General features: G+C 42.9%; 18 protein-coding genes. 10 read left to right on the top strand and 8 right to left on the bottom strand.

Annotated features, from left to right (window positions below):
- The 6 genes from R3D86_14875 to R3D86_14850 form a co-directional block, all read left to right on the top strand.
- Positions 1–912 (top strand): hypothetical protein (locus R3D86_14875; GenBank protein ID MEZ5759502.1); only part of this gene is annotated, 912 nt, incomplete at its 5' end.
- Positions 913–914: 2 nt separating this feature from the next.
- Positions 915–2,270, top strand: coding sequence for an alpha-L-fucosidase (locus R3D86_14870; protein ID MEZ5759501.1), 1,356 nt, complete (start codon positions 915–917; stop codon positions 2,268–2,270).
- A gap of 161 nt (positions 2,271–2,431) precedes the next feature.
- On the top strand, positions 2,432–3,355 hold the full coding sequence (locus tag R3D86_14865; protein MEZ5759500.1) for an ABC transporter ATP-binding protein: 924 nt from the start codon (positions 2,432–2,434) through the stop codon (positions 3,353–3,355).
- Positions 3,352–4,113 carry an ABC transporter permease gene (locus R3D86_14860; protein ID MEZ5759499.1) on the top strand — a complete coding sequence of 254 codons (762 nt, stop codon included), beginning with the start codon at positions 3,352–3,354 and terminating at the stop codon, positions 4,111–4,113. Before R3D86_14865 ends, R3D86_14860 begins: the two co-directional genes overlap by 4 nt.
- A 166-nt stretch (positions 4,114–4,279) precedes the next feature.
- The gene (locus tag R3D86_14855) at positions 4,280–5,737 is read left to right on the top strand and encodes an MBOAT family O-acyltransferase (GenBank protein MEZ5759498.1); all 1,458 of its coding nucleotides are present in this window, start codon (positions 4,280–4,282) and stop codon (positions 5,735–5,737) included.
- A gap of 8 nt (positions 5,738–5,745) precedes the next feature.
- A complete protein-coding gene (locus tag R3D86_14850; protein MEZ5759497.1) occupies positions 5,746–6,720 on the top strand; it encodes a hypothetical protein in 975 nt (324 codons plus the stop codon).
- On the opposite strand, the gene R3D86_14845 is transcribed toward R3D86_14850, so the two are convergent.
- Both R3D86_14845 and R3D86_14840 read right to left on the bottom strand, forming a co-directional pair.
- The gene (locus R3D86_14845) at positions 6,689–7,498 is read right to left on the bottom strand and encodes a lysophospholipid acyltransferase family protein (GenBank protein ID MEZ5759496.1); all 810 of its coding nucleotides are present in this window, start codon (positions 7,496–7,498) and stop codon (positions 6,689–6,691) included. The genes R3D86_14850 and R3D86_14845 overlap by 32 nt on opposite strands.
- Position 7,499: 1 nt before the next feature.
- Entirely contained in the window at positions 7,500–8,315 is an 816-nt protein-coding gene (locus R3D86_14840) for a GNAT family N-acyltransferase (GenBank protein MEZ5759495.1), read from the bottom strand.
- A 184-nt stretch (positions 8,316–8,499) separates the two neighbouring features.
- Here R3D86_14840 and R3D86_14835 point away from each other — a divergent pair, with 184 nt between their 5' ends.
- Genes R3D86_14835 through R3D86_14825 form a run of 3 tightly spaced genes read left to right on the top strand, consistent with a single transcriptional unit; the run spans position 8,500 to position 12,122 of the window.
- Entirely contained in the window at positions 8,500–9,357 is an 858-nt protein-coding gene (locus R3D86_14835) for a PhzF family phenazine biosynthesis protein (protein ID MEZ5759494.1), read from the top strand.
- Between the two features lie 59 nt (positions 9,358–9,416).
- Positions 9,417–10,610 carry an aminotransferase class I/II-fold pyridoxal phosphate-dependent enzyme gene (locus tag R3D86_14830; GenBank protein MEZ5759493.1) on the top strand — a complete coding sequence of 398 codons (1,194 nt, stop codon included), beginning with the start codon at positions 9,417–9,419 and terminating at the stop codon, positions 10,608–10,610.
- A gap of 12 nt (positions 10,611–10,622) precedes the next feature.
- Positions 10,623–12,122 carry a CRTAC1 family protein gene (locus R3D86_14825; protein MEZ5759492.1) on the top strand — a complete coding sequence of 500 codons (1,500 nt, stop codon included), beginning with the start codon at positions 10,623–10,625 and terminating at the stop codon, positions 12,120–12,122.
- Between the two features lie 4 nt (positions 12,123–12,126).
- Here R3D86_14825 and R3D86_14820 read toward each other — a convergent pair whose 3' ends face one another.
- The gene (locus R3D86_14820; GenBank protein MEZ5759491.1) at positions 12,127–14,589 is read right to left on the bottom strand and encodes a glycosyltransferase family 2 protein; all 2,463 of its coding nucleotides are present in this window, start codon (positions 14,587–14,589) and stop codon (positions 12,127–12,129) included.
- Between the two features lie 105 nt (positions 14,590–14,694).
- Positions 14,695–15,138: a MarR family transcriptional regulator gene (locus tag R3D86_14815; GenBank protein ID MEZ5759490.1), complete on the bottom strand. Its 444-nt coding sequence runs from the start codon at positions 15,136–15,138 to the stop codon at positions 14,695–14,697.
- Positions 15,139–15,278: 140 nt separating this feature from the next.
- Between R3D86_14815 and R3D86_14810 the strand changes: the two genes are divergently transcribed.
- The gene (locus R3D86_14810) at positions 15,279–16,310 is read left to right on the top strand and encodes an MBL fold metallo-hydrolase (protein MEZ5759489.1); all 1,032 of its coding nucleotides are present in this window, start codon (positions 15,279–15,281) and stop codon (positions 16,308–16,310) included.
- Between the two features lie 33 nt (positions 16,311–16,343).
- Here the strand turns inward: R3D86_14810 and R3D86_14805 are convergent, their stop codons facing one another.
- From R3D86_14805 to R3D86_14790, 4 genes are all read right to left on the bottom strand, one after another.
- Positions 16,344–17,525 carry a crosslink repair DNA glycosylase YcaQ family protein gene (locus R3D86_14805; protein MEZ5759488.1) on the bottom strand — a complete coding sequence of 394 codons (1,182 nt, stop codon included), beginning with the start codon at positions 17,523–17,525 and terminating at the stop codon, positions 16,344–16,346.
- A 50-nt stretch (positions 17,526–17,575) separates the two neighbouring features.
- Positions 17,576–18,658 (bottom strand): hypothetical protein, encoded by a 1,083-nt coding sequence (locus R3D86_14800; GenBank protein MEZ5759487.1) that lies wholly within the window; start codon positions 18,656–18,658, stop codon positions 17,576–17,578.
- Between the two features lie 40 nt (positions 18,659–18,698).
- Positions 18,699–19,538 (bottom strand): helix-turn-helix domain-containing protein, encoded by an 840-nt coding sequence (locus R3D86_14795; protein MEZ5759486.1) that lies wholly within the window; start codon positions 19,536–19,538, stop codon positions 18,699–18,701.
- Between the two features lie 65 nt (positions 19,539–19,603).
- Entirely contained in the window at positions 19,604–20,068 is a 465-nt protein-coding gene (locus tag R3D86_14790; protein MEZ5759485.1) for an Lrp/AsnC family transcriptional regulator, read from the bottom strand.
- Positions 20,069–20,140 lie beyond the last annotated feature (72 nt).

Raw genomic sequence — 20,140 nt, 5'->3', positions numbered from 1 at the left:
CTCGTTTCTGCGATTAAACTTCAGGACGTTGATGCGCTGATAATGGTTCTTGTAGTGGCTATTAAAAATATTGACCAAGAAAAGGTAAAAACAAATTTTATTATTCCCATACTTAAAGAGCTTACGATTTTAAAGAATTCTGATTGGATAAAAGAAATTTGGTTTAGACCATATAGGAAAAAGCTTTTTGAAGTTTTTGATGAAAATGAAATAGAAGTGGTTTTGGATAACTTGTTATGGCTAAATCAGATTGATCATGAGGGAGAGGAAATTCTTACTTTAGTTGCAAAAAAACATCCATTAAAAGTAGTAAAGTTTTTTGGTGAAAGGCTTCAGAAAAGTAAGGAAACTGAAATTTTTGATGCCATTCCATTCCAATTTCAAGAGTTACACAAAATATTTTCAAGTCATGCCGTCCAAGTCATAAAAGAAGTGCGTACTTGGCATGAGGGTGATGACGGATTATATAGTTATAGGGGGCCCAGATTTTTAAGCCTTATTTTTCCGGATTTTCCAGATGAGTTTGAAAATGAGCTTTTAACAATAGTCGTTAGAGGAAATGAAGAAGATATAAAATTTGTTTTATCTATTCTAAGAAATTATGAAGGACAAATATTCCTGCATAAAGTATGCCGAGAGATTGTTATATCCTTGCCAAAAGATCATAGTCTTCTGAATGAGGTTATGATCATACTTGAGTCTACTGGGGTTGTCTCTGGGGAATATGGACGAGCTTTGGCTTACGAAAGAAAAATCAAAGAAATAGAATATTGGTTAGAAGATGAAAATAGCAATGTTAGAGAGTTTTCAAAACATTACGTTGAGATATTAAATCAGCAAGCTGCTCAAGAAAGAGAAAGGGTTGATGAAGAAATAGCTCTTCGTAAATATGAATATGGGATAGTAGATTAAACATGAAAAAAATATCGGCTGTTTTATTGGCATTTTTTGCTTGCGTCACAATATTCCATTCAAGTGCACCTACGCAGGAGCGGGGGGAGGTTTATACGCCATCGCAGGAGAATATCGCGGCGCGGCAATGGTTTCAGGATGCAAAATTCGGTATTTTTATCCACTGGGGGGTATATAGCCTTATGGCGGGGTCGGGCGAAAAGGATGTCGCCGAATGGGTTATGGAAGAAAAGCAGATCCCCATTGATAAATATGAGCGGCTGACCACTTTTTTTAACCCCGTAAAATTCAATGCCGATGAATGGGTGCAAAATATCAAGGCGTCGGGCGCAAAATATATCACCATCACATCAAAGCATCATGACGGCTTTGCCATGTATGACAGCAAGGTGAGTGATTATAATATCGTCAAACGCACACCGTTTAAGCGCGATATTTTAAAGGAGCTGAAAGTGGCCTGTGACAGGGCGGACATTAAGCTTTTTTTCTATTATTCGCAGCTTGACTGGCACCACCCGGATTATTATCCGCGCGGGCGGACAGGAAATGTCTATACCGGACGGCCGGAGAGCGGTGACTGGGACAGATATATTGATTATCAGAATGCGCAGCTTCGTGAGCTGCTGACCAATTACGGCGACATTGGCGGCATATGGTTTGACGGGTGGTGGGACCAGGAAAAGGGACCGATGAAGGACCGCTGGCGGTTAAGTGAAACCTATAAAATGATCCATGACTTACAGCCGCAGGCTTTGATTATCAACAATCATCATGTGGCGCCCTATCCGGGGGAGGATGTGCAGCCGTTTGAGCAGGATTTGCCCGGGGAGAATGATGCCGGTTTTAACACAACCTTTGTCAGCAATGAAATGCCACTTGAAATGGCGCAGACCATGAACGGATCGTGGGGATTTAATCTCGTTGATGACCGCTTTAAAACCTCAGAAGACTTAATCCGGTCGCTTGTCGGGGCGGCGGGGAGGAATTCAAATTACCTGATGAACACGGGGCCGATGCCCGACGGGCAGATACAGGCGGAAAATATCAAAACGTTCCACGAAATGGGGGACTGGTTAAAAATTTACGGCGAAAGCATATATGGCACGCGCGGCGGTCCCGTTGGTCCGCGCCCCTGGGGCGTGACCACACAAAAGGACAAGACCTTTTATATTCATATTATGGACTGGAAAGATGGGGAGATTTTCTTACCCCTTACCGATTTTAATATCAGCGAGGCGACATTGCTTGGGAAGGGGACCAAAGTGCCTTATCAAGTCAGTGATGACGGGATTATGTTTAAAATAGCCAAAGATGAGCTTCTAAACTGGGATACGATTATTAAGGTAAGTTTAAAATAAGAAAGGCATTCTAATCGGCTATTCCATATATGGGCACAAAATAAATTATTTCAAGAATTGCAAATTCAATTTATTTCTGGGAAAAACGGCCCCTGATCGCTTGACGGATCATCGTTAACGATAGTAGGTTCTTAAACTCATAAAATATAAGAGTAGGCACAATGACCAGCGCGATTTCCGTCCAAAATCTTTACAAAACCTATGATAACGGCTTTCAGGCACTTGATGATGTCAGTCTTGAGGTCGAGCGCGGAGAGATTGTGGCGCTGCTTGGCCCCAACGGGGCGGGGAAAACCACGCTGATCAGCACCATTTGCGGCATTGTCAATGCGACGTCCGGTAAAATAGATGTCTTTGGCTATGATAATCAGAAAGACTATCGCAAGGCACGGACCTGTATTGGCCTGGTGCCGCAGGAACTGACCACGGATGCCTTTGAAACGGTCTGGCATACGGTAACTTTCAGCCGCCATCTGTTTGGGAAGTCATCAAATGATGACTATATTGAAAGCCTTCTTAAAAGTCTGTCGCTCTGGGATAAGAAAGACAACCAGATCAGGATGTTATCGGGAGGAATGAAGCGGCGTGTGATGATTGCAAAGGCGCTTTCCCATGAGCCGGAAATCCTTTTTCTGGATGAACCGACGGCGGGGGTTGATGTTGAGCTACGAAAATCCATGTGGCAACTGGTTCGAAAGCTGCGTGAAACCGGGGTGACGATTATTCTGACCACCCATTACCTTGAGGAAGCCGAGGAAATGGCTGACCGGATCGGTGTGATCAATAAGGGCAAAATGATCGTGATCGAAGATAAAAAGAAACTGATGAAGAAACTGGGGAAAAAAGAACTGGTGCTGGAGCTTTATAACCCGATCAGCGAAATTCCGGAGGCGCTTTGCGGATTTGATCTTCATCTAAAACAGGATGGTCACCAGATCATTTTTACCTATGATCCGGCCAAACAGGATAACGGCGTAGTTACCTTGCTGGACCAGTTAAAAGCGCACTCTGTTAAATGCAAGGATTTTAACACGCGGCAAAGCACGCTCGAGGAAATATTCGTACAATTGATAGGTGAGAAATGAATTACTGGGGTATTTGGGCCATTTACCGCCATGAAATGGAGCGGACTTTCAGAACCGTGGGGCAGAGCATTGCCTCACCGGTAATATCAACGGTGCTTTATTTCATTGTGTTCGGGACCGCAATCGGCTCGCGCATCAGTGATGTTGACGGGGTTCAGTATGGTGCCTTTATCATTCCGGGGCTGATTATGCTGACCATTTTAGGACAAAGCATTTCCAATGCGTCATTTGGTATATATTTTCCGCGTTTTACCGGCACGATTTATGAAATTTTATCGGCGCCACTTTCATTCGTTGAAATCTGCATCGGCTATGTCGGGGCGGCGGCGACCAAATCGTTTATGATCGGGCTTATCGTACTGATTACGGCCAATTTCTTTGTCAGCTTTCACATTCAGCATCCATTCTGGATGATGTTTTTTCTGATTATGACCTGTATCACATTCAGCCTGCTGGGCTTTATTATCGGGATCTGGGCCGATGGGTTTGAAAAATTGCAGCTTATCCCCTTACTGATTATAAACCCGCTGACCTTCCTGGGGGGCAGTTTTTATTCGATCAATATGCTGCCCGGCATCTGGCAGAAAATTTCACTGCTTAATCCGGTCGTCTATCTGGTCAGCGGATTTCGCTGGAGCTTTTATGAAAATTCAGACGTCAGTATCACCACCAGTGTCGTGATGATTTCCGTTTTTATGTTCCTCTGCCTTGCCATTATAGCGTGGATATTTAAAACGGGATTCAGACTGAAAAATTAACAAATAAAATTTTAAATATTAAGTGAAATTCTTTATTTCCAAATGATTTAACCAAATTTTAAAGCAAAAAGCCTAATCTATAACATCGGCCGGACTTATCCGGAAAAGTATAATGTTTATGGGACTGTTTCTGAAGTTTAAGAAAACTGGTTAAATAGGTTTAAAATTGTTATTTAATTCTTACGAATTTATCTTTGTATTTTTACCCGTTACATTTTGCGTTTATTTTTTTCTTAATCATAAAAGATTAACGACAGCGGCCAATGCGTTTCTGGCACTGGCAAGTTTATTCTTTTACAGCTGGTGGAATATTATCTATCTGCCGCTGATACTTTCTTCAATTTTATTTAATTATTATATTGGCCAGAAAATACATGCTTCACTGGATATCGAAAATAACAGAGTTTCACCAAAATCCATACTGACTTTTGGTGTGGTTGTTAATCTGGCACTGCTGGGATATTTCAAATATAGCGACTTTTTTATCTCGAACTCCAATTTACTGCTTGGAACCCATTTTACCTTATTGCATCTGGTTTTGCCGCTTGCCATATCCTTTTTTACGTTCCAGCAGATTTCCTATCTTGTCGACAGTTATAAAGGCAAAGTGAATGAGCATAATTTTATCAATTACAGTTTATTCGTAACGTTTTTCCCGCAGTTAATTGCCGGTCCGATTGTCCATCATAAAGAAATGATGCCACAGTTTGCGATGCTCAGAACTAAACTTATAAATTATAAGAATATTGCAACGGGGCTTTTTATATTTTCTATTGGGTTATTCAAAAAACTGGTCTTTGCCGATACATTTGCCAAATGGGTCTATTTTGGTTATGGAGGCACGGAGCCGATGGACTTTTTCGGCGCATGGGCATCGGCAACGTCCTTTTATCACCAGATATATTTTGATTATAGCGGCTATGCCGATATGGCGATTGGCCTGGGGCTTATGTTCAATATACATATTCCGATCAACTTCCTGTCTCCACCCAAGTCCAGATCCGTCAAGGAATTTTGGACCAGATGGAATATGACTTTATCCCGATTTCTCCGGGATTATATTTTCCTGCCGCTTGGCGGTGCCCGTAAGGGGCGCTTCAGAACATATCTGGCGGTTATGGCAACATTTCTTCTTGGTGGGCTTTGGCATGGTGCCGACTGGACATTTGTGCTCTGGGGGTTCCTGCATGGGACGGCAGTAGTCATTTGCCACACATGGAAGAAATATAGCGGTATCAAATTTTTTGATTGGTTCAACTGGTTTCTGACATCATTCTTCCTGACCGTAACAGGCGTATTGTTCAGTGCCCCGAACTGGGACGCAGCGGTGCGGGTGTTTAAAGGGATGGTTGCTTTTGATAAAATCATTCTGCCAACGGAGCTGGAGTTTGCAAATAATTTTGGCATTAAATTTGGTGATTTTCTGGGGTCGGTGAATGGAGATAAATGGACAGTAATCTGGATTATTTTCGGCTTTATTTTTGTGCTGTCCTTTAAAAATTCCATTGAGAGAATGAAGGCGTTCAAACCTGACCTTAAACATCTGGTATTTCTTGGTTTTACTTTGATCATAGGACTTCTCTATATCACCAAGAAAAGTGAATTTCTGTATTATAATTTTTAGGACGGCAGATGACATTTACATATAAAAAATTCACTCTTTATGTCATGATTTTTACGGTTAGCCTATTTGCCGTATATTCGTATTTTATTCTAAATTTCAAAATGTTATATTTGAATTTCGAATATCCGTCCTATCTTTATGTTTATGAAAAAATAAGGGACGTTAATGATAAACCCTATAATTTTATTGCCATTGGCGATTCCCGTACCCAGTCATCCTTTATGCCGGAAATTTTTGACGATGAAAATTTAAATTCGATCAATTTTGCGCTTGGTGGTGCGTCGCCGATTACCGGATATTATACGATTAAAAATTATCTGAAATATCACGAAAAGCCGGACTATATTTTGATGGGATATTCACCACCAATATTGACGGGGCCATATTTCTATGAAGCCAATACGGTTAAATTCGGCTTTCTTGAAGATGAACAATATGAAGAAATTGCCGAAAACGCCGAAAAACTGGATGATAACTCTATCATCGGGCCGGTAAAATATTATGATTATAAAATATATACGGGCATGTATATTCAGGATCTGATAAACGGCTTACTGGAAAGAAGATGGCAGAGAAATCATGTGGCCTGGGACAATCTCCTGAAATCGAAAGGCCATCGTTTCGCTGCGGTTGAACCGGGGTCATCCGAGCTTTCCTCAGAAACTGGATTTAAAGAATTTATCCCTTCCAAAGTCGTAAGATATTATGTTGAAAAAACCCTGGAAGAAGCCAGCGAAAATAACATTCAGGTATTCTGGTTTAATAATCCCATAAACACTGAATCTTTTGAAGCACTTTCACCCGATTATAAGCGTGAATTTGAGCAATATATGAAATCCCTGTCAGATAATTATGATCTGAAAATTCTTAATAGTTTATATGCTATGGATTCTAAAAACTTCGGTGATCATAATCACGTATATCTGGGGGCCGAGGAAGTGACCAGAACGATCAAAACTGATTTCCTGCAGGCAGTAAATTAATTTTTGCTGCGGGTGTTAAAAGTTCTTTTTCAAGTCCTGACCTGATTTCCCTTTCTGCCCATTTGGTTAAATCTTTCCGGTCTTTAAAAGTTGACGGACAACGGGGCTTGTGGAAATTAACAATGACTTCAAGTTTTTCTTTTCTTCCCAGAAGCTGCCAGATATGTGGACTGAGATCCATATCCCCGTACCAGGCGTATAAGTCGCGCTCATGCTGTGAAATATCCGGCCCGTAGGTGATAGATATCGGCTGAATGATAATATCGGTAGTTTTAAGAGGGAGCAGGGCGGTTGACAGCAATCCTGATTTAAAGGGCAGGATGTCACTGCCGTTACTGCTGCTTCCTTCGGGGAAGAGAAAAATGGCATCCCCCTTATCCAGACTGCGTGAAAGGTTATTTCTTTCGCGGAGTGTATCTGTCGCTTTTCTGCTGACAAAATGAGTGCGGGTAATTTTAGCCAGGAATCCAATCATTGGCCAGGTGGCAACATCGGTTTTAGCCACAAACAGACCATGTCTTAATGTGGCAAGAATGGGGATATCGAGGTAGGAAACATGATTTGAAATATAAAAATTTGCATCCTTAAAGGCGGTATACCCGGTAATTTTTAAATCCAGTCCGGCGCAGGCTAAACAAACTTTAAAAAATGGCAGGGAAAATGCGCGCCGATACTTTGCTCCAAATCCATATGTCAGAAGATATAATGGAAGCAGGGCCAACGTCGTGGTAATAATGATCGTCAGCTTATAGCCAGCCCTGAGTGCGGAATGACGCATATCATTCGGCCAGCATTGTTGCCACTGGTTTTGCAGCCGGCTTGCGTTCACGGCTAAAATGATTTTTGTATTTGCCGGTAATATTCTCTGTTTCAACGACGATGCAGACATCAATGGTGTTAAACTGACTATCGATTACTGCTCCTTCGCCGACATAGCCGCCAACACGGAGGTAGCCTTTTAAAAGCGGTGGAAGTTCGGCTTCAGCTTTAACGTTATCGAGCTGACTGCGTTTTAAAATATTCATGGGAATATAATGTTCCCCAAGCGCCCGGGGACGGATTGATTTTGGCGCAAGATGATAATGATGAAGGTAGGAAAGAACTCTTTCCGCTTCAGCAATATCAGTGCCATGGATGCTGCCGCAACCCAGCATGATTTTGATATTATAAAGGCTTAGATAATCACTGATCCCACGCCAGAGAAGCTGCATGGCGCCGCGACGGCGATATTGCCCGTCAATACATGAGCGTCCAAGTTCAAGAATTTCTTCAGGGGCATACATTAAGTGATCGAGATTAAATTCATTCTCGGTATAAAAACCTGTTGTCGCTTTGGCAATATTGCCGCGTAAGAGGCGGTATGTGCCAACAACATAAGGGGCTTCGTCTGTCGTTTTTTCAAGGTCTATGACCAGCAGGTGGTCACATACGTCATCATAAGTATCAATGTCTCGTTTTAACGCACGACAGCGGGTTGTCGGCTTTGCGCCCATTTCTTCATAAAATATCCGGTATCTAAGGGCCTGAGCGGCATCAATTTCGTGTTCTGTTTTGGCAAGTCGTACTTCAAGGTTGTTAAACTGAAGTGGCTTCATATGAGGTTCCTTTTTGCTAATAAACACTGTTAGGAAAATGAATGTTTTTTGTTACAGCCATATTGCGTTATTGTTCCGATTTTATGAAATGTTTCAGCATGTAATATTTTTTCGGGACGTAATTTGACCCGATCACTGCTATAAAGTGGGCAATTGATTTTTGAATTGGAAAGGTTTTTTTAAAGTGACTAAAACTGTAGTGGAAATAGTTCGTGTTTTTCCAAATTCTAAAGAGGGGGGAAACCCGGCGCCGACAGTTCTGGATGCGGCGGGTTTAACCGATGATGAAATGAAGGCAATTGCCGAAAAATATGGCCTGGAAAGCGGTTTTGTGATGCCGGCAGACCTGCATGACGGGGTGGATTACCGGTTTCGGTTTTTTGTGCCCGAGCATGAAATGGAAATGTGTGGCCATGCCACAATCGGGGCATTGTGGCTGCTCCGCAAACACGGAAAAATAAATAAAACAAATGTCCTGATTGATACGTTAAGCGGTACAGTCTCGGCCCATGTCCCAAAAACCGGGGCAATTTCCATTACCCAGCCCAAAGCAAAAATTAAAATGTTAAGCAAGGAAATGGTTGGCCATGTCCTGAAAACGCTTGGGTTAAAGCAAGATGATCTTATGCAGCCTGAAATTCTGAATTCAAGTACCAGCCGGGTTAAAACACTTGTTGCCTTAAAAAGCCGCAAAAGATTAAATGAACTATCCCCGGACTTCAGTAAAATGAAAGAGGTGTGTGAAATGATCGGCTCCACAGGTCTTTATCCATTCGCTGTCGGGGAAAGCGAAACAATAGTCCATGCCCGCCAGTTTCCCCGTTCATCCGGATATCCGGAAGATGCGGCAACGGGAATTGCCGCTTCCGCACTGGCCTTTGGCCTTTTGGAATGGGGGCTGGTAACAAGAAAAGAAAAGGTTTTTATAAGGCAGGGCGAAGCCATGGGCAGAGCATCGGAAATAATCATTAGTTTTGATGAGGATGATATTAATGGAGGATGCTGGATACACGGTAACTGTGAACTGGACAAAGCACCTTAAAGTCATTGACTAATAGGAACATTGGTGAAAAGCTCTATGCCAGATATTAAGAGGACAGTATGAGTGAATTAAAATTATCAAGCCTTACCAAGCGCATATCCGGACCATCAGCAGGAGCATGGGCAGTAGGGGATATCGCCTCAAAACGCATTCTTGCCGGGGATAAGGATATCATCCATTTGGGTATTGGCGACCCTGACCTTGATACGCCGGACGAGGTAAAGGAAGCGGTGGTTGATGCCATCCACAGCAATAAAACACATTATACGCCATTATCAGGCGAATATGATCTGCGTCAGGCCATTGCAGAACATGCCAATGGGCTTTATCAGGGTGGTGTGACAGCGGAAGATGTGGTGATTTCAAACGGTGCACAGGGGGCGTTATTTGCCACATTCCTTTGCCTGATTGAAGCGGATGATGAAATTATCGTGCTTGAACCATCCTATGCGCCGTACCCTGCAGTGGTCACCGCCGGTGGCGGTAAAATGGTGACGGTCGTACTAGATAAGCATGACGGTTATGCCCTTGATCTGGAAAAAATAAAAAATGCAGTTAATAAAAAGACGAGAGCAATACTAATCAATACACCCGGGAACCCGTCAGGCGCGGTGTTTGATCAGGATAAGCTTAACGAATTGGCAAAATATTGTCATGACCTTGGAATCTGGCTGATATCCGATGAGGTTTACTGGTCACTCTGTTTTGATGGGGGGCATAATTCCCCCTATAAAATGAAGCCCTATCGGGATTCAATGATTGTGATAAACAGTCTTTCAAAATCACATGCCATGACCGGCTGGCGCATTGGATGGGCGATTGGCCCGCGCCATTTTATAAAAGCGATGACCGATCTGGCCCAGGCGCTTCATTTCGGTATAAACCAGTTTGTGCAAAGGGCGGCTATTGTCGCGTTACAGGAAAAAGACAAGGTCGAAGAATTTAAACGCATGTTTAAAGCACGGCGCGATGTGCTTTGCAGTGGGCTTCGAAAAAGCAACTATCTGGAATTTGCCATTCCGCGCGGTGGAATGTTTGTTTTTGTCGATATTTCAGCAACCGGACTGGACGGGAAACAGTTCGCTGAACAGTTGCTCGAAGAAGAAAAAGTTGCCGTGGTTCCGGGCTTTGGCTTCGGCAAATCTGCAGATAAAACGGTCAGGATCGGCTTTTTATGTGATGAAGCCCGGCTTAAGGAAGCAGCAGACAGAATAGTACGCTTTACCAAGCAGAAAGCGGAAAACTTGAAATAAAAGGGGAGTGATATGGCAAAGAATGAAAATGGAAAGTTTTCGGTAATAATAGCGGCCGGTGTTTTATTATCTGCGGTGGTGGAAGTTAACGCCCAAATGGCAGCACCAATTTTCGAGCCGGTCCAGCCGGATGTTTTTTCCCATAATATGGCCCTATCAAATGCATGGGGTGATTTTGATAATGACGGGGATCTTGATCTGGCGATTTCCTTTAAGACCGGGGATGTCAGACTTTACCGAAATGACAATGGTCAGTTCAGCAATATTGGTCCGGAAATGGGCCTGCCTCAGGGAGGAAAGGAAACCCGCTCCATCGCCTGGGGGGATTATAATGAGGATGGTTTTCTGGATCTTTATGTCGGCAGCAACCAGAACGGCAACGAACTTTACCGAAGCAACGGCGCAAAAAGCTTTACCGAGGTTGGGGTAGAGCTTGGTGTTGACGTTCCCAATGTCAGCACACGTCAGATCAGCTGGATTGATTATGATAATGACGGCGCGGTTGATTTGTTTGTGGCCGACAGGGTTGGGAAAAATCACCTTTTTAAAAATGAAAATGGCCGCTTTACGGATATAAGTGAGAAAACAGGTCTTGATGACGGACGGCCGACGGTTGGGGCCTGCTGGTTTGATTATAACGGTGACGGGCTATTGGATTTGTTCCTTGCCAATCAAAGCGGGACGACAGACGCGCTTTATAAAAATATGGGGGGTACTTTTGTTGATGTGGCCCCGATGTTGGGGATTGAAGGGGGGAAAAGAACAACTGACGAAGGCGGGGTTGATTGCACGGTTGGCGATTATGACAATGACGGTGATTTTGACCTGTTCGTTGCCAACTACGGGCGTAATTACCTATATGAAAATGATGGTTCCGGCGGTTTCAGGGAAGTAAGCGAAAGCCTGGGTATATCCGGTGATGACCATCTGGTCGGGGCCAGCTGGGGTGATTATGACAATGATGGATATCTTGATCTTTATGCGACCGGATATACCGGTCCCGCAAATAACAGAAGACCGGTAGACAGGCTGTTCTATAATGATGAAGGCACGTTCACAGAAATTGATATTTCATCATCCCCCTTAAACGGGGCGGATCATGGCATTCAATGGGCGGATTTTGATAAGGATGGCGACCTCGATATTTCCCTGACAGAAGGCTATAATATTAAAGGACGTCATCCGCTTCTTAAAAATATGTTGCCTTCTGATAATAACCATAGGTCATTACAGGTTGAAGTGCTGGATAGTGCCGGTAGACCATCAAGGGCAGGGGCAGAAGTCCGGCTCTATGATATGGCCGGTAAATTACTGGCAACCAGACTTGTGCCGACGGGGGACGGCTATAACAGTCACAGCATCATGCCCGTTCATTTCGGTCTTGGCGGGGTAGATAAAGTGACAGTTGAAGCCACCTTTTTAACGGCTGATGGCCGCAAAAGTCAGACACTAAAAGATATCAGTGCTGATGATTATAGAGGTCGTGCCCTAAATGTGATGCAAGAAAAATAAAGCCCTATTCATCGGATTTTGAAGCAAGGATCAGGGCTTCCAGAGTGCGGCTGACCATTGTGTCATGTTGCAACCAAAGACGCGCAATTTTCTTGGCAATTTCATAGCGCTTATCCCCGGCAATAAACAGGGTGGGTTTTCCGGGCGCAACCATTAATTTGAGCATCAGTTTCCCCCATGCCTTGCCCCCGGCGTCGAGGACAGAATATGAAATACGCGGATTTTGATAACGGGAAAGTTCCGCTTCCGAACTTGGGGAACAGACCACTTCAAAATCAGCCCTAGGAAATTGGTCCATCAGATAGTTGATATGGATTTTCCATTGCCCGGACGGCATCAGCAGCAATAATCTTATCTTTTCGGCCTGTTTGTTTCGGCGGAACCATTTTTGGGTTTTGGCGCTGATCATGTCCACATAGGCACTGTCACAAAATAACGGTGCGGGTGTTAAATTTTTCGGAAATTTATGAATTTTCCAGAAATGTTCATAAAACCCTTTGGCATATTTCGGTTTTGCGCTTCTGAGTATATTTTGTAAAATCGCTTTCAGTTTAAATTGCGAGCCATATATATTTAATAATCTGAGCTTATCGGGAAGCTCAGATGAAATTTCAACGGGGATATGCTCAAGCACGGCACCGTTATGTTCCAGCGTTTCAATGATTTTCAGTTTATGTTCCCAAAATTCTCCGTCATAGGGGACATCCTGATAAAACAGAACATTGGTATTTTGAATATCTTTAAGGGCAGCAAGACAGGCATCGCGGGTAACACCGTGATCGCTGTGAGTGCCAACCCCCATGGGAACCCAGATTTCATCGGCCCGTATTATTCTGATCATTTCAGAAATGGTTTCCTGCCAGTTATGGCGCTCGCTGTCTGTGCCGAAATGATTGTTAAAAGCGGCCACGGAAATACGGTGTTTTTTTAGAAAATCATGGCTCCAGTTACCATTCTCATATCTTAAGGTTGCTTCCTTTTCATTGGCAGGAACATAGTGACCATTCATATAGCGCATAAAGATTTCATTTTCACGGTTTCGGATGGTCGTGACTTCATCGACTTTAAGCGGGCCATAAGTGGCAGAAAAATAGCTGGTATAGTTGCTGGTGCTGCCCAGCGTTACCAGCGTAAAATCATTATGACTCCGCAATTGCCACATAGTGGCTCCGATACTTAGGGCTGCATCATCAGAATGCGGCTCAAAAATCAGTATTTTTTTGCGGTCCGTTTCTGCTTGAGCTTCAAAAGCATCGCAAATTCCCATTTCAATGAAGGCTGTTAGAGCAGGGAGGGTTTCTTCGCCAAACTGTTTTTTAATTTCCCCGAATGTTTTTTCCTGTTCAAGCACATTCCACAGCAATAATTCTTCCCTGCTTAGGGACCGGATCGGGTTACGGGATGCCATAAAATAAATGCGGTCGTCCGCTTTTTTATAATGGGGTCGGCGGGCGATAATGGCATTGTCACTGGTCGGCAATCCGGCCTCTTTTGCGGGCACGTCAATTTTGATTTTCTTTTGCGTTTTATTGCCAAAATTATATTTGATAATGTCCCGAAGGAAATGGCTCCTTGACGTCTTTCTAAGTCGTAAAAATCCGTAAATCCGGCCGATTGATCCGGCAATAAGGGTGGCTATATTATGATGCCGTAGTCCATTTTCACCAAATGTCTTTCTTAAATAGCGGCTTCTTGAAAAATGCCAGTATTCAGGGAGCCTTACATTGGCCTGATGGATGCCGGTTGAGGCACCGGAATCATGGATAACGCCGGCATCCGGCAGATAATGGACTTCGAAGCCGCAATCATTTATGCGTTTGCAAAGATCAAGTTCCTCGAAATAAAGAAAATATCCTTCATCAAACAGTCCCGCTTTTTCAAGGGCTGCCCGGCTGACCATCATACTGGCTCCACCAATCCAACCAACTGCCGTTGGTTCCACAGGGGGCGGTGAAATGCTGACGCGGTGGTCGTTGAGCAAGCGGCTTATTAATCCGATGCCCAAATTTTCCTCTATTGTGCTGGTCAGGGACGGCAGGCGAAACGCCCCGCATTCCAGTTTGCCATCGGTGTCATAAAGTGGCCCGCCGACTACCCCAACATTTTCATTTCTTTTAAGATACATTGCCAGCTTTTTAAGGGTGCCCGGGTGAACGATGGCATCCGGGTTAAGCAGATAAAAATAGTCTGGCGGGCTTTCAAGGGTAAGTGCTTTACGGATTGCGACGTTATTGCCCGCCCCAAAACCCCCATTAAGGGGAAAGGGAATTAGCTCAACACAGTCCGAATAATTGTTTTTATCAATCGCTTTTGTAATAATGGAAACGGAATCATCGGGCGAGCAGTTATCAACGATCCAGCAGCGGGCGTTATCCCCCAGCTTTCTCAGCTCCGGAACCAGTGCCTCTAGGTTTTTAAGGACATGGTTGGCGGTCCCGTAATTGACGATGACGACTGTCAGATTCATTTAATAGCTTCCATAGGACGATATAAGTCGTTTGATTTACAGCAGTTTTATCATGGATAGTGTTATTTATAGAGTAAAATATTTAATATAATACAAAAATGAAACTTAAGAGTTTTCAAGATGAGCAATTATTTTTTTTGTGGTCACCATCCACGCTTTTTTTTCCTTTTCATCGAGAAACGAAAGAGGTTCTTCACAAGCGGACAGAACCGGTTTAAATGACTTTGTAATGGTGTCGCGGCCAAGTTCAGTAATTTCAATGTCATAATTTCTTTGATCAGTATCATTCTTATTGCGTTTGATCAGGCCCCGTTCCTCCATTCTAGCCAGTGCGCGGCTTAAAGTTGACTGTGGCAATAGTGTATAATCAACAATCTGGTTTAGCGTTCTTTTTTCATAATGGGTCAGGCATAAGAGTACCCGCCAGTTGGATAAGGTGAGGTCCTGTTTTTTAAGAGCATCTTCAAGAAGGGCGGCAAACTGACGGGAGAGGGTCGAGACCGTGTATGGGACAAAATTTTCAAGATCAAAATGCGCATTATCAGCCAATTTTAGCCCCTTTATTTAAAGCCGTTATATCAGTTGCCAGTTTAAATTTTTATCTGTATATATAAATTATATGCATATGCATATAATAAATTTACTCAATTAATATGCATAAATCAAACCATTTCAGATTGAGATTTAAAATGAAGAGAATAATAAATTTTACCTGCCTGATACTTTTTTCCTTTATCGGCAATAATGCATTGGCGCAGACTTATGAAGTTTCCCCTGATAATGATGTCATGAAACTTACTTTTCTGGGGACCGGAGCACCACGCCCGTCAACAGAAAGATACGGGCCCAGCATTTATATTGAAGCGGGGGATCATAAAATTCTGGTTGACGCCGGACCGGGTATGCGGGAACGGCTGTTTGAAGCGGGTGGCTTTGCCGCTATTTCCGGTGTTGATCATTTGCTGATCACCCACCTTCATTTTGATCATACGGTCAGCATTTCCAGTGCCTGGCTTAGCGGCTGGCTTTTTGGACGGCGCGTTCCCCTGCATATTCAGGGGCCCGTTGGCATCAAGGATATGATGGAAAATATCAGAAGAGCTTATCAATGGGACGTTGATTACCGAGTGATGGTCGGGGTGCCGAAAGAAGGAACAGAATTGATTGTTGATGAAGTTTCCGAAGGGGTCATTTTTAACAAGGATGGTATTAAAATTACAGCTTTCCCGGTGGAGCATATGCCGATTGATGTTAAAACCGGTAAACTGCTGGGACTTCGCGGTGAAACGCTCGGCTTCCGAATTGAGTATAAGGGTCATTCTGTTCTCTTTTCCGGGGATACCCGTTCCACAGAAAAAAGCAGAATTAATGAAGAAGGTAAAGATGTCGATCTGCTGATCCATGAAGTGCAGGTACCATCCCCCGGTGCCACGAAAGAAGCCAATCTTGCCAATGTCAGTCTGTCAGTCCATTCGACACCTGAACAGGCGGGACTGGTTTTTGCAAAAACAAAGCCGCGTATGGCCGTTTATTCTCATATTATTCCACCTGGCACAACGGCAGAGGAACTTGAAATGGATACCAAGCCTTATTACACAGGCCCGCTGACGGTTGCCCATGATTTTATGGAAATCACTCTCGCGGGCGATGAAATTATTGTTGGCGAGCGGGTAAAACAAAGCAGCGGGAAGTTCGAGGATTCCAACGTACTAGCAAAATAATTATTGAAATAACATATTGGTCTGTCTGGTTTTTTAGTTTCTGACAGACCAAGCCACCTTATCGGCATTGATCAGCTTTGCCAGCCGATTTAGCTCCTTTTCCAGTTTTTCTTTTCGCCCGGTCCCCCAAATTACTCCCGGTTCCGGCCAGAAATTAATCACATTCAGACTTCCAATCTTACGGTCAGCCTTAAGCTCTATCCTGCCCACAAAACGGTCCCCTTCAAGAAGCGGGTAAACATAATATCCCCATTCACGCTTTGTTGCGGGCACAAAAATTTCGATTTTATAATCAAACCCGAACAGGTTTTTAAGTCTAACCCTGTCCCTGATGGCTGGATCAAATGGATTAATAATTCTCAACCGTGAAGATGGTTTGATCATTTCTGCCAGCCGGTTTTCGATGTCGGGATGGCCAAATGAGTCTATCCATGCTCCGTCACTTGTTTGCCATTTTATCGGGATCAGCGGGTTTCTTGAATGCCATTTCTTAACTTCATCGAGTGTGGTGGCATCCCAAAATTTCTGTATATCCATTATTGTGCCAAATGAAAGACGATCAAGGGCGGCATTGCAGAGCCAGTCGATCTGCTCGCGATCTGAATGTTTCTGATTTCTGATTTTATGGGGGATGACGCGTTCTGAAAGATCATAGAATTTTTTGAACTGTTCCCTATGCGACGTGGCCAGCACACCACAATACCACAGATAATCCAGGGCTATTTTATGGGGTGGTCGTGACCACATTTTTTTATTTCCCTGAATTTGACTGTCAAACGCATGGGTGGAAAGTGGTCCTTCCTTACGGATACGAGATATGATTTCATCCGGTTCGGCATGGGCAAGAATTGATTGGTATCTTTCTGAGCTATCAAGCCACTTTTTTAATCTAACAAATTGTCTTGTCCACATCGGATAATATTCCATCGGAATTATAGATGCGTCATGGGTGAAATGCTCAAATACTGTTTTTTTGTTTTTTAAGAGATGATCAAGCATTCTTTCACGATAATTCTGGTTTCGGCTCCATAGAATATGGTGATGGGCACGTGTGACATTCTGAATGGTGTCAATCTGAACAAAGCCAAGCTCTTTTATTATCTTGGGTAAAATAACCGGTCCGACAGGAGGATTTGCCAGACCGGTCGTGTTTAGCCACAGGTGTCTTATTTCCTTATTATTGATTTTTATTATTTTTTTGCCATGTACTCCCATGGAAATTCATAAATCACATGGCAGGCCAAAAGTAAATACCAGGCTTATAATTATTCCAGAGTAAGACCATCCATATTCTCAAATTTTCCCATAAAACCCCAGCCACCAAATTCTTCTGAAATTGCAAAGTAAATCTCATTTTTCCCTTTCTTCAGGGGAAGATAGATATCATCAAACAAGCCAATTGTACCAAGATAACGATAATCGCGGCTTTGATAGACATTGGTCCCTCCGGCGAGCGGTGTATTGTTGATATAGGCGACGGCATTATCAGAATATCCGTATGAAAATTTTCTGGTCGTGTCATACTCAGAACTGATAGTCATTTTTACCAAAACCGTGTTATGGTTGGCACTTCGCTGACGGAAACGGGAAATATTAAACGCGCCATTGGTTTCCATATTTATCCTAGTCCATTGTCCATTATACTCTGAAGGGGATTTTATGTTGTCCGGAATAACATCTGAGACATTTATATTTGTTATTAGATTTTCCGGTAGTTTAGGTGTTGGTTCTGGGCTCCCCTTTAATGGAGGATTATCAATTTTCTCATATGAAAAATTGGCAAAATAGGCAGGTGCAAATGTGCTTGAAATACCAATGCCACCGGCTGGCAGGTCGGCTTTTAGATCATTAATGTATAGGACCGGTTTTTCGCTATCCAGATAAATTTCAGCCTGATCACCGGCAACAACAATTTTTAAATGCATCCAGGTGTTATATTTAAATTCAAGTGCCACGGAATATTGTGGCCCGAAATAGAGTTGCCATCCAGTGTCGCCATGAAAGACAGGAGTATATTGGCTGGCATCACTTTGTTTGCTTAAGTGTGGTCTAATGTAAAAATGTTCGTAAGAATCATCTTCCTGCATCCGCCATGTAATACCTGAAAAACCACGCTGATCATCTGGAAAAATCAGGTCCACTTCGATAATTCCATCTTCAAAAATTGCATTTTTTAAAACTGCGCTTCCTTCGGAAATATATAGTGCATCCTGGCCAGCATAAGTTACCTTTTTTGTAATCTCGCCGGAGAATGTCCAATTTTTGTCATTGAAAGAAACCACTTCAGAATATCCAGAAAAAGGAACAAGTAAAGTAGCCATAAAAAATAGATAATAAATCCTCATCATAAACTCCTTGCATATGTTTTTTGCAAGAATTATCAGAATTTTATAGGGCTGAATTGGAAAAAACGGACTCGGCTTTTCTTGTCTGCATTAGTTGGTTGGGAGTAAGGTGAGTGAGCATTTTAAACTCATTTATAAGATGGGCCTGATCATAATATCCAAATTTTACAGCACAGTCGGCCCAGTCAATTTTTGATGACCTGTCAGAATATTCAAGAGTTCTGAGAAATCTTATATTTCTACAAAGTGCCTTTGGGCTAAACCCTGTCAAATCCGATACTGTTCTTCTGAGATGCCGATCGGAAATGTTAAAGTAATTTGTAAGCTGAGACTGGCTAATATGACCGTTTGACTTGCGGATAAGTTCAATGGCACTTTTTCCGTAATCTGAAAGTTTATATTTTTCAGATTTTAATCCATGGTGATTTTTTAATATATGGTACAGCTTTTGAATTATTTCGATTTCTGAGCTTGTCTGATCAAGAATGGATAATAATTGATCATTTAAGGTGTGCGATATGTCCCTTAAATCGACTATTTTGTTAAACAATTCTTCCGAAGATATTCCAATCAGATTAGAAATCCATTCTGGCTTAATTCTTGCGGCCATGATCTGATGGCCGGGAACCAATTTAAAGGTAAACGGTTTATTCAGAGGCCCAAAAACAAATGCGGCCACTGATGATGCAGAGCCACGGGTGTTGACCAATCTTGAAATAGCAATGTTAACCGTCGTCTCCGGAACCAGATGATGGATGCCGCCAATAGGCGCACTTAATGGCGTTTTCTGCACCCACATTGCTTCAATCATATGATCCGGATTAACGAGATCATACTCGCTGTAGCCACCCATATTATAGCGTTTTCTTATCGTTCTTTCCATAAACGCAGAATTACACAGCTTTTTGGTATTTTCAAATTAATTTCAATTGTCAAAAATAGGTAATTTCAAAGAAGTTCAATGGGTAGCGAATTTGTATGCTTTACCTGATGAAGGACGAATAAAGTCTGGGCATCACGAATTTCGGGGAAGGTTTTAAGGGTTTTTAAAATGAAATGTGAAAGTTCCTTATTATTGCGGGCAATAACCTTCATTAAATGATCATAAGGGCCGGAAAGCGAATAACATTCAAGGATATTCGGCGATGCACGAACGGCATTTTTAAAGCTGTCAAAAGCGGCTTCCGTATTCTGGTTTATGCTGACCTGGACGAAGGCCATCACGTCAAACCCGACCTTTTCCGCGTCAAGTATGGCGGCATATCCTTTAATGATACCAACTTCCTCAAGACTTTTGGTGCGGCGAAGACAGGTTGATTCTGACATATTGGTTTTTGCGGCCAGTTCAACGATCGGCATGCGGCCGTGGTCCTGTAATGTTTCGAGAATCTTTTTGTCCTGTTCTGTGATCATGGTGGATATCTCCATAAATTATCAAAATATGATTGAAAACGGCAATTTTTTCTAAAATGATAATGATATTGA

It is taken from the genome of Emcibacteraceae bacterium (genome assembly GCA_041396985.1).
GTDB lineage: Bacteria > Pseudomonadota > Alphaproteobacteria > Sphingomonadales > Emcibacteraceae > Pseudemcibacter.
The sequence above is the reverse complement of the archived record's forward strand: the minus strand, read 5'-3'. Positions and strand labels throughout refer to the sequence as shown.

Bases quoted from the DNA above. Each gene is read 5' to 3' on its own strand.
- R3D86_14790 (MEZ5759485.1), bottom strand. From the start codon at position 20,068: ATGATCACAGAACAGGACAAAAAGATTCTCGAAACATTACAGGACCAC.
- R3D86_14845 (MEZ5759496.1), bottom strand. From the start codon at position 7,498: ATGCGTCATTCCGCACTCAGGGCTGGCTATAAGCTGACGATCATTATT.
- R3D86_14830 (MEZ5759493.1), top strand. From the start codon at position 9,417: ATGAGTGAATTAAAATTATCAAGCCTTACCAAGCGCATATCCGGACCA.
- R3D86_14810 (MEZ5759489.1), top strand. From the start codon at position 15,279: ATGAAGAGAATAATAAATTTTACCTGCCTGATACTTTTTTCCTTTATC.
- R3D86_14795 (MEZ5759486.1), bottom strand. From the start codon at position 19,538: ATGGAAAGAACGATAAGAAAACGCTATAATATGGGTGGCTACAGCGAG.
- R3D86_14805 (MEZ5759488.1), bottom strand. From the start codon at position 17,525: ATGGGAGTACATGGCAAAAAAATAATAAAAATCAATAATAAGGAAATA.
- R3D86_14800 (MEZ5759487.1), bottom strand. From the start codon at position 18,658: ATGATGAGGATTTATTATCTATTTTTTATGGCTACTTTACTTGTTCCT.
- R3D86_14840 (MEZ5759495.1), bottom strand. From the start codon at position 8,315: ATGAAGCCACTTCAGTTTAACAACCTTGAAGTACGACTTGCCAAAACA.
- R3D86_14860 (MEZ5759499.1), top strand. From the start codon at position 3,352: ATGAATTACTGGGGTATTTGGGCCATTTACCGCCATGAAATGGAGCGG.
- R3D86_14870 (MEZ5759501.1), top strand. From the start codon at position 915: ATGAAAAAAATATCGGCTGTTTTATTGGCATTTTTTGCTTGCGTCACA.
- R3D86_14865 (MEZ5759500.1), top strand. From the start codon at position 2,432: ATGACCAGCGCGATTTCCGTCCAAAATCTTTACAAAACCTATGATAAC.
- R3D86_14850 (MEZ5759497.1), top strand. From the start codon at position 5,746: ATGACATTTACATATAAAAAATTCACTCTTTATGTCATGATTTTTACG.
- R3D86_14825 (MEZ5759492.1), top strand. From the start codon at position 10,623: ATGGCAAAGAATGAAAATGGAAAGTTTTCGGTAATAATAGCGGCCGGT.
- R3D86_14820 (MEZ5759491.1), bottom strand. From the start codon at position 14,589: ATGAATCTGACAGTCGTCATCGTCAATTACGGGACCGCCAACCATGTC.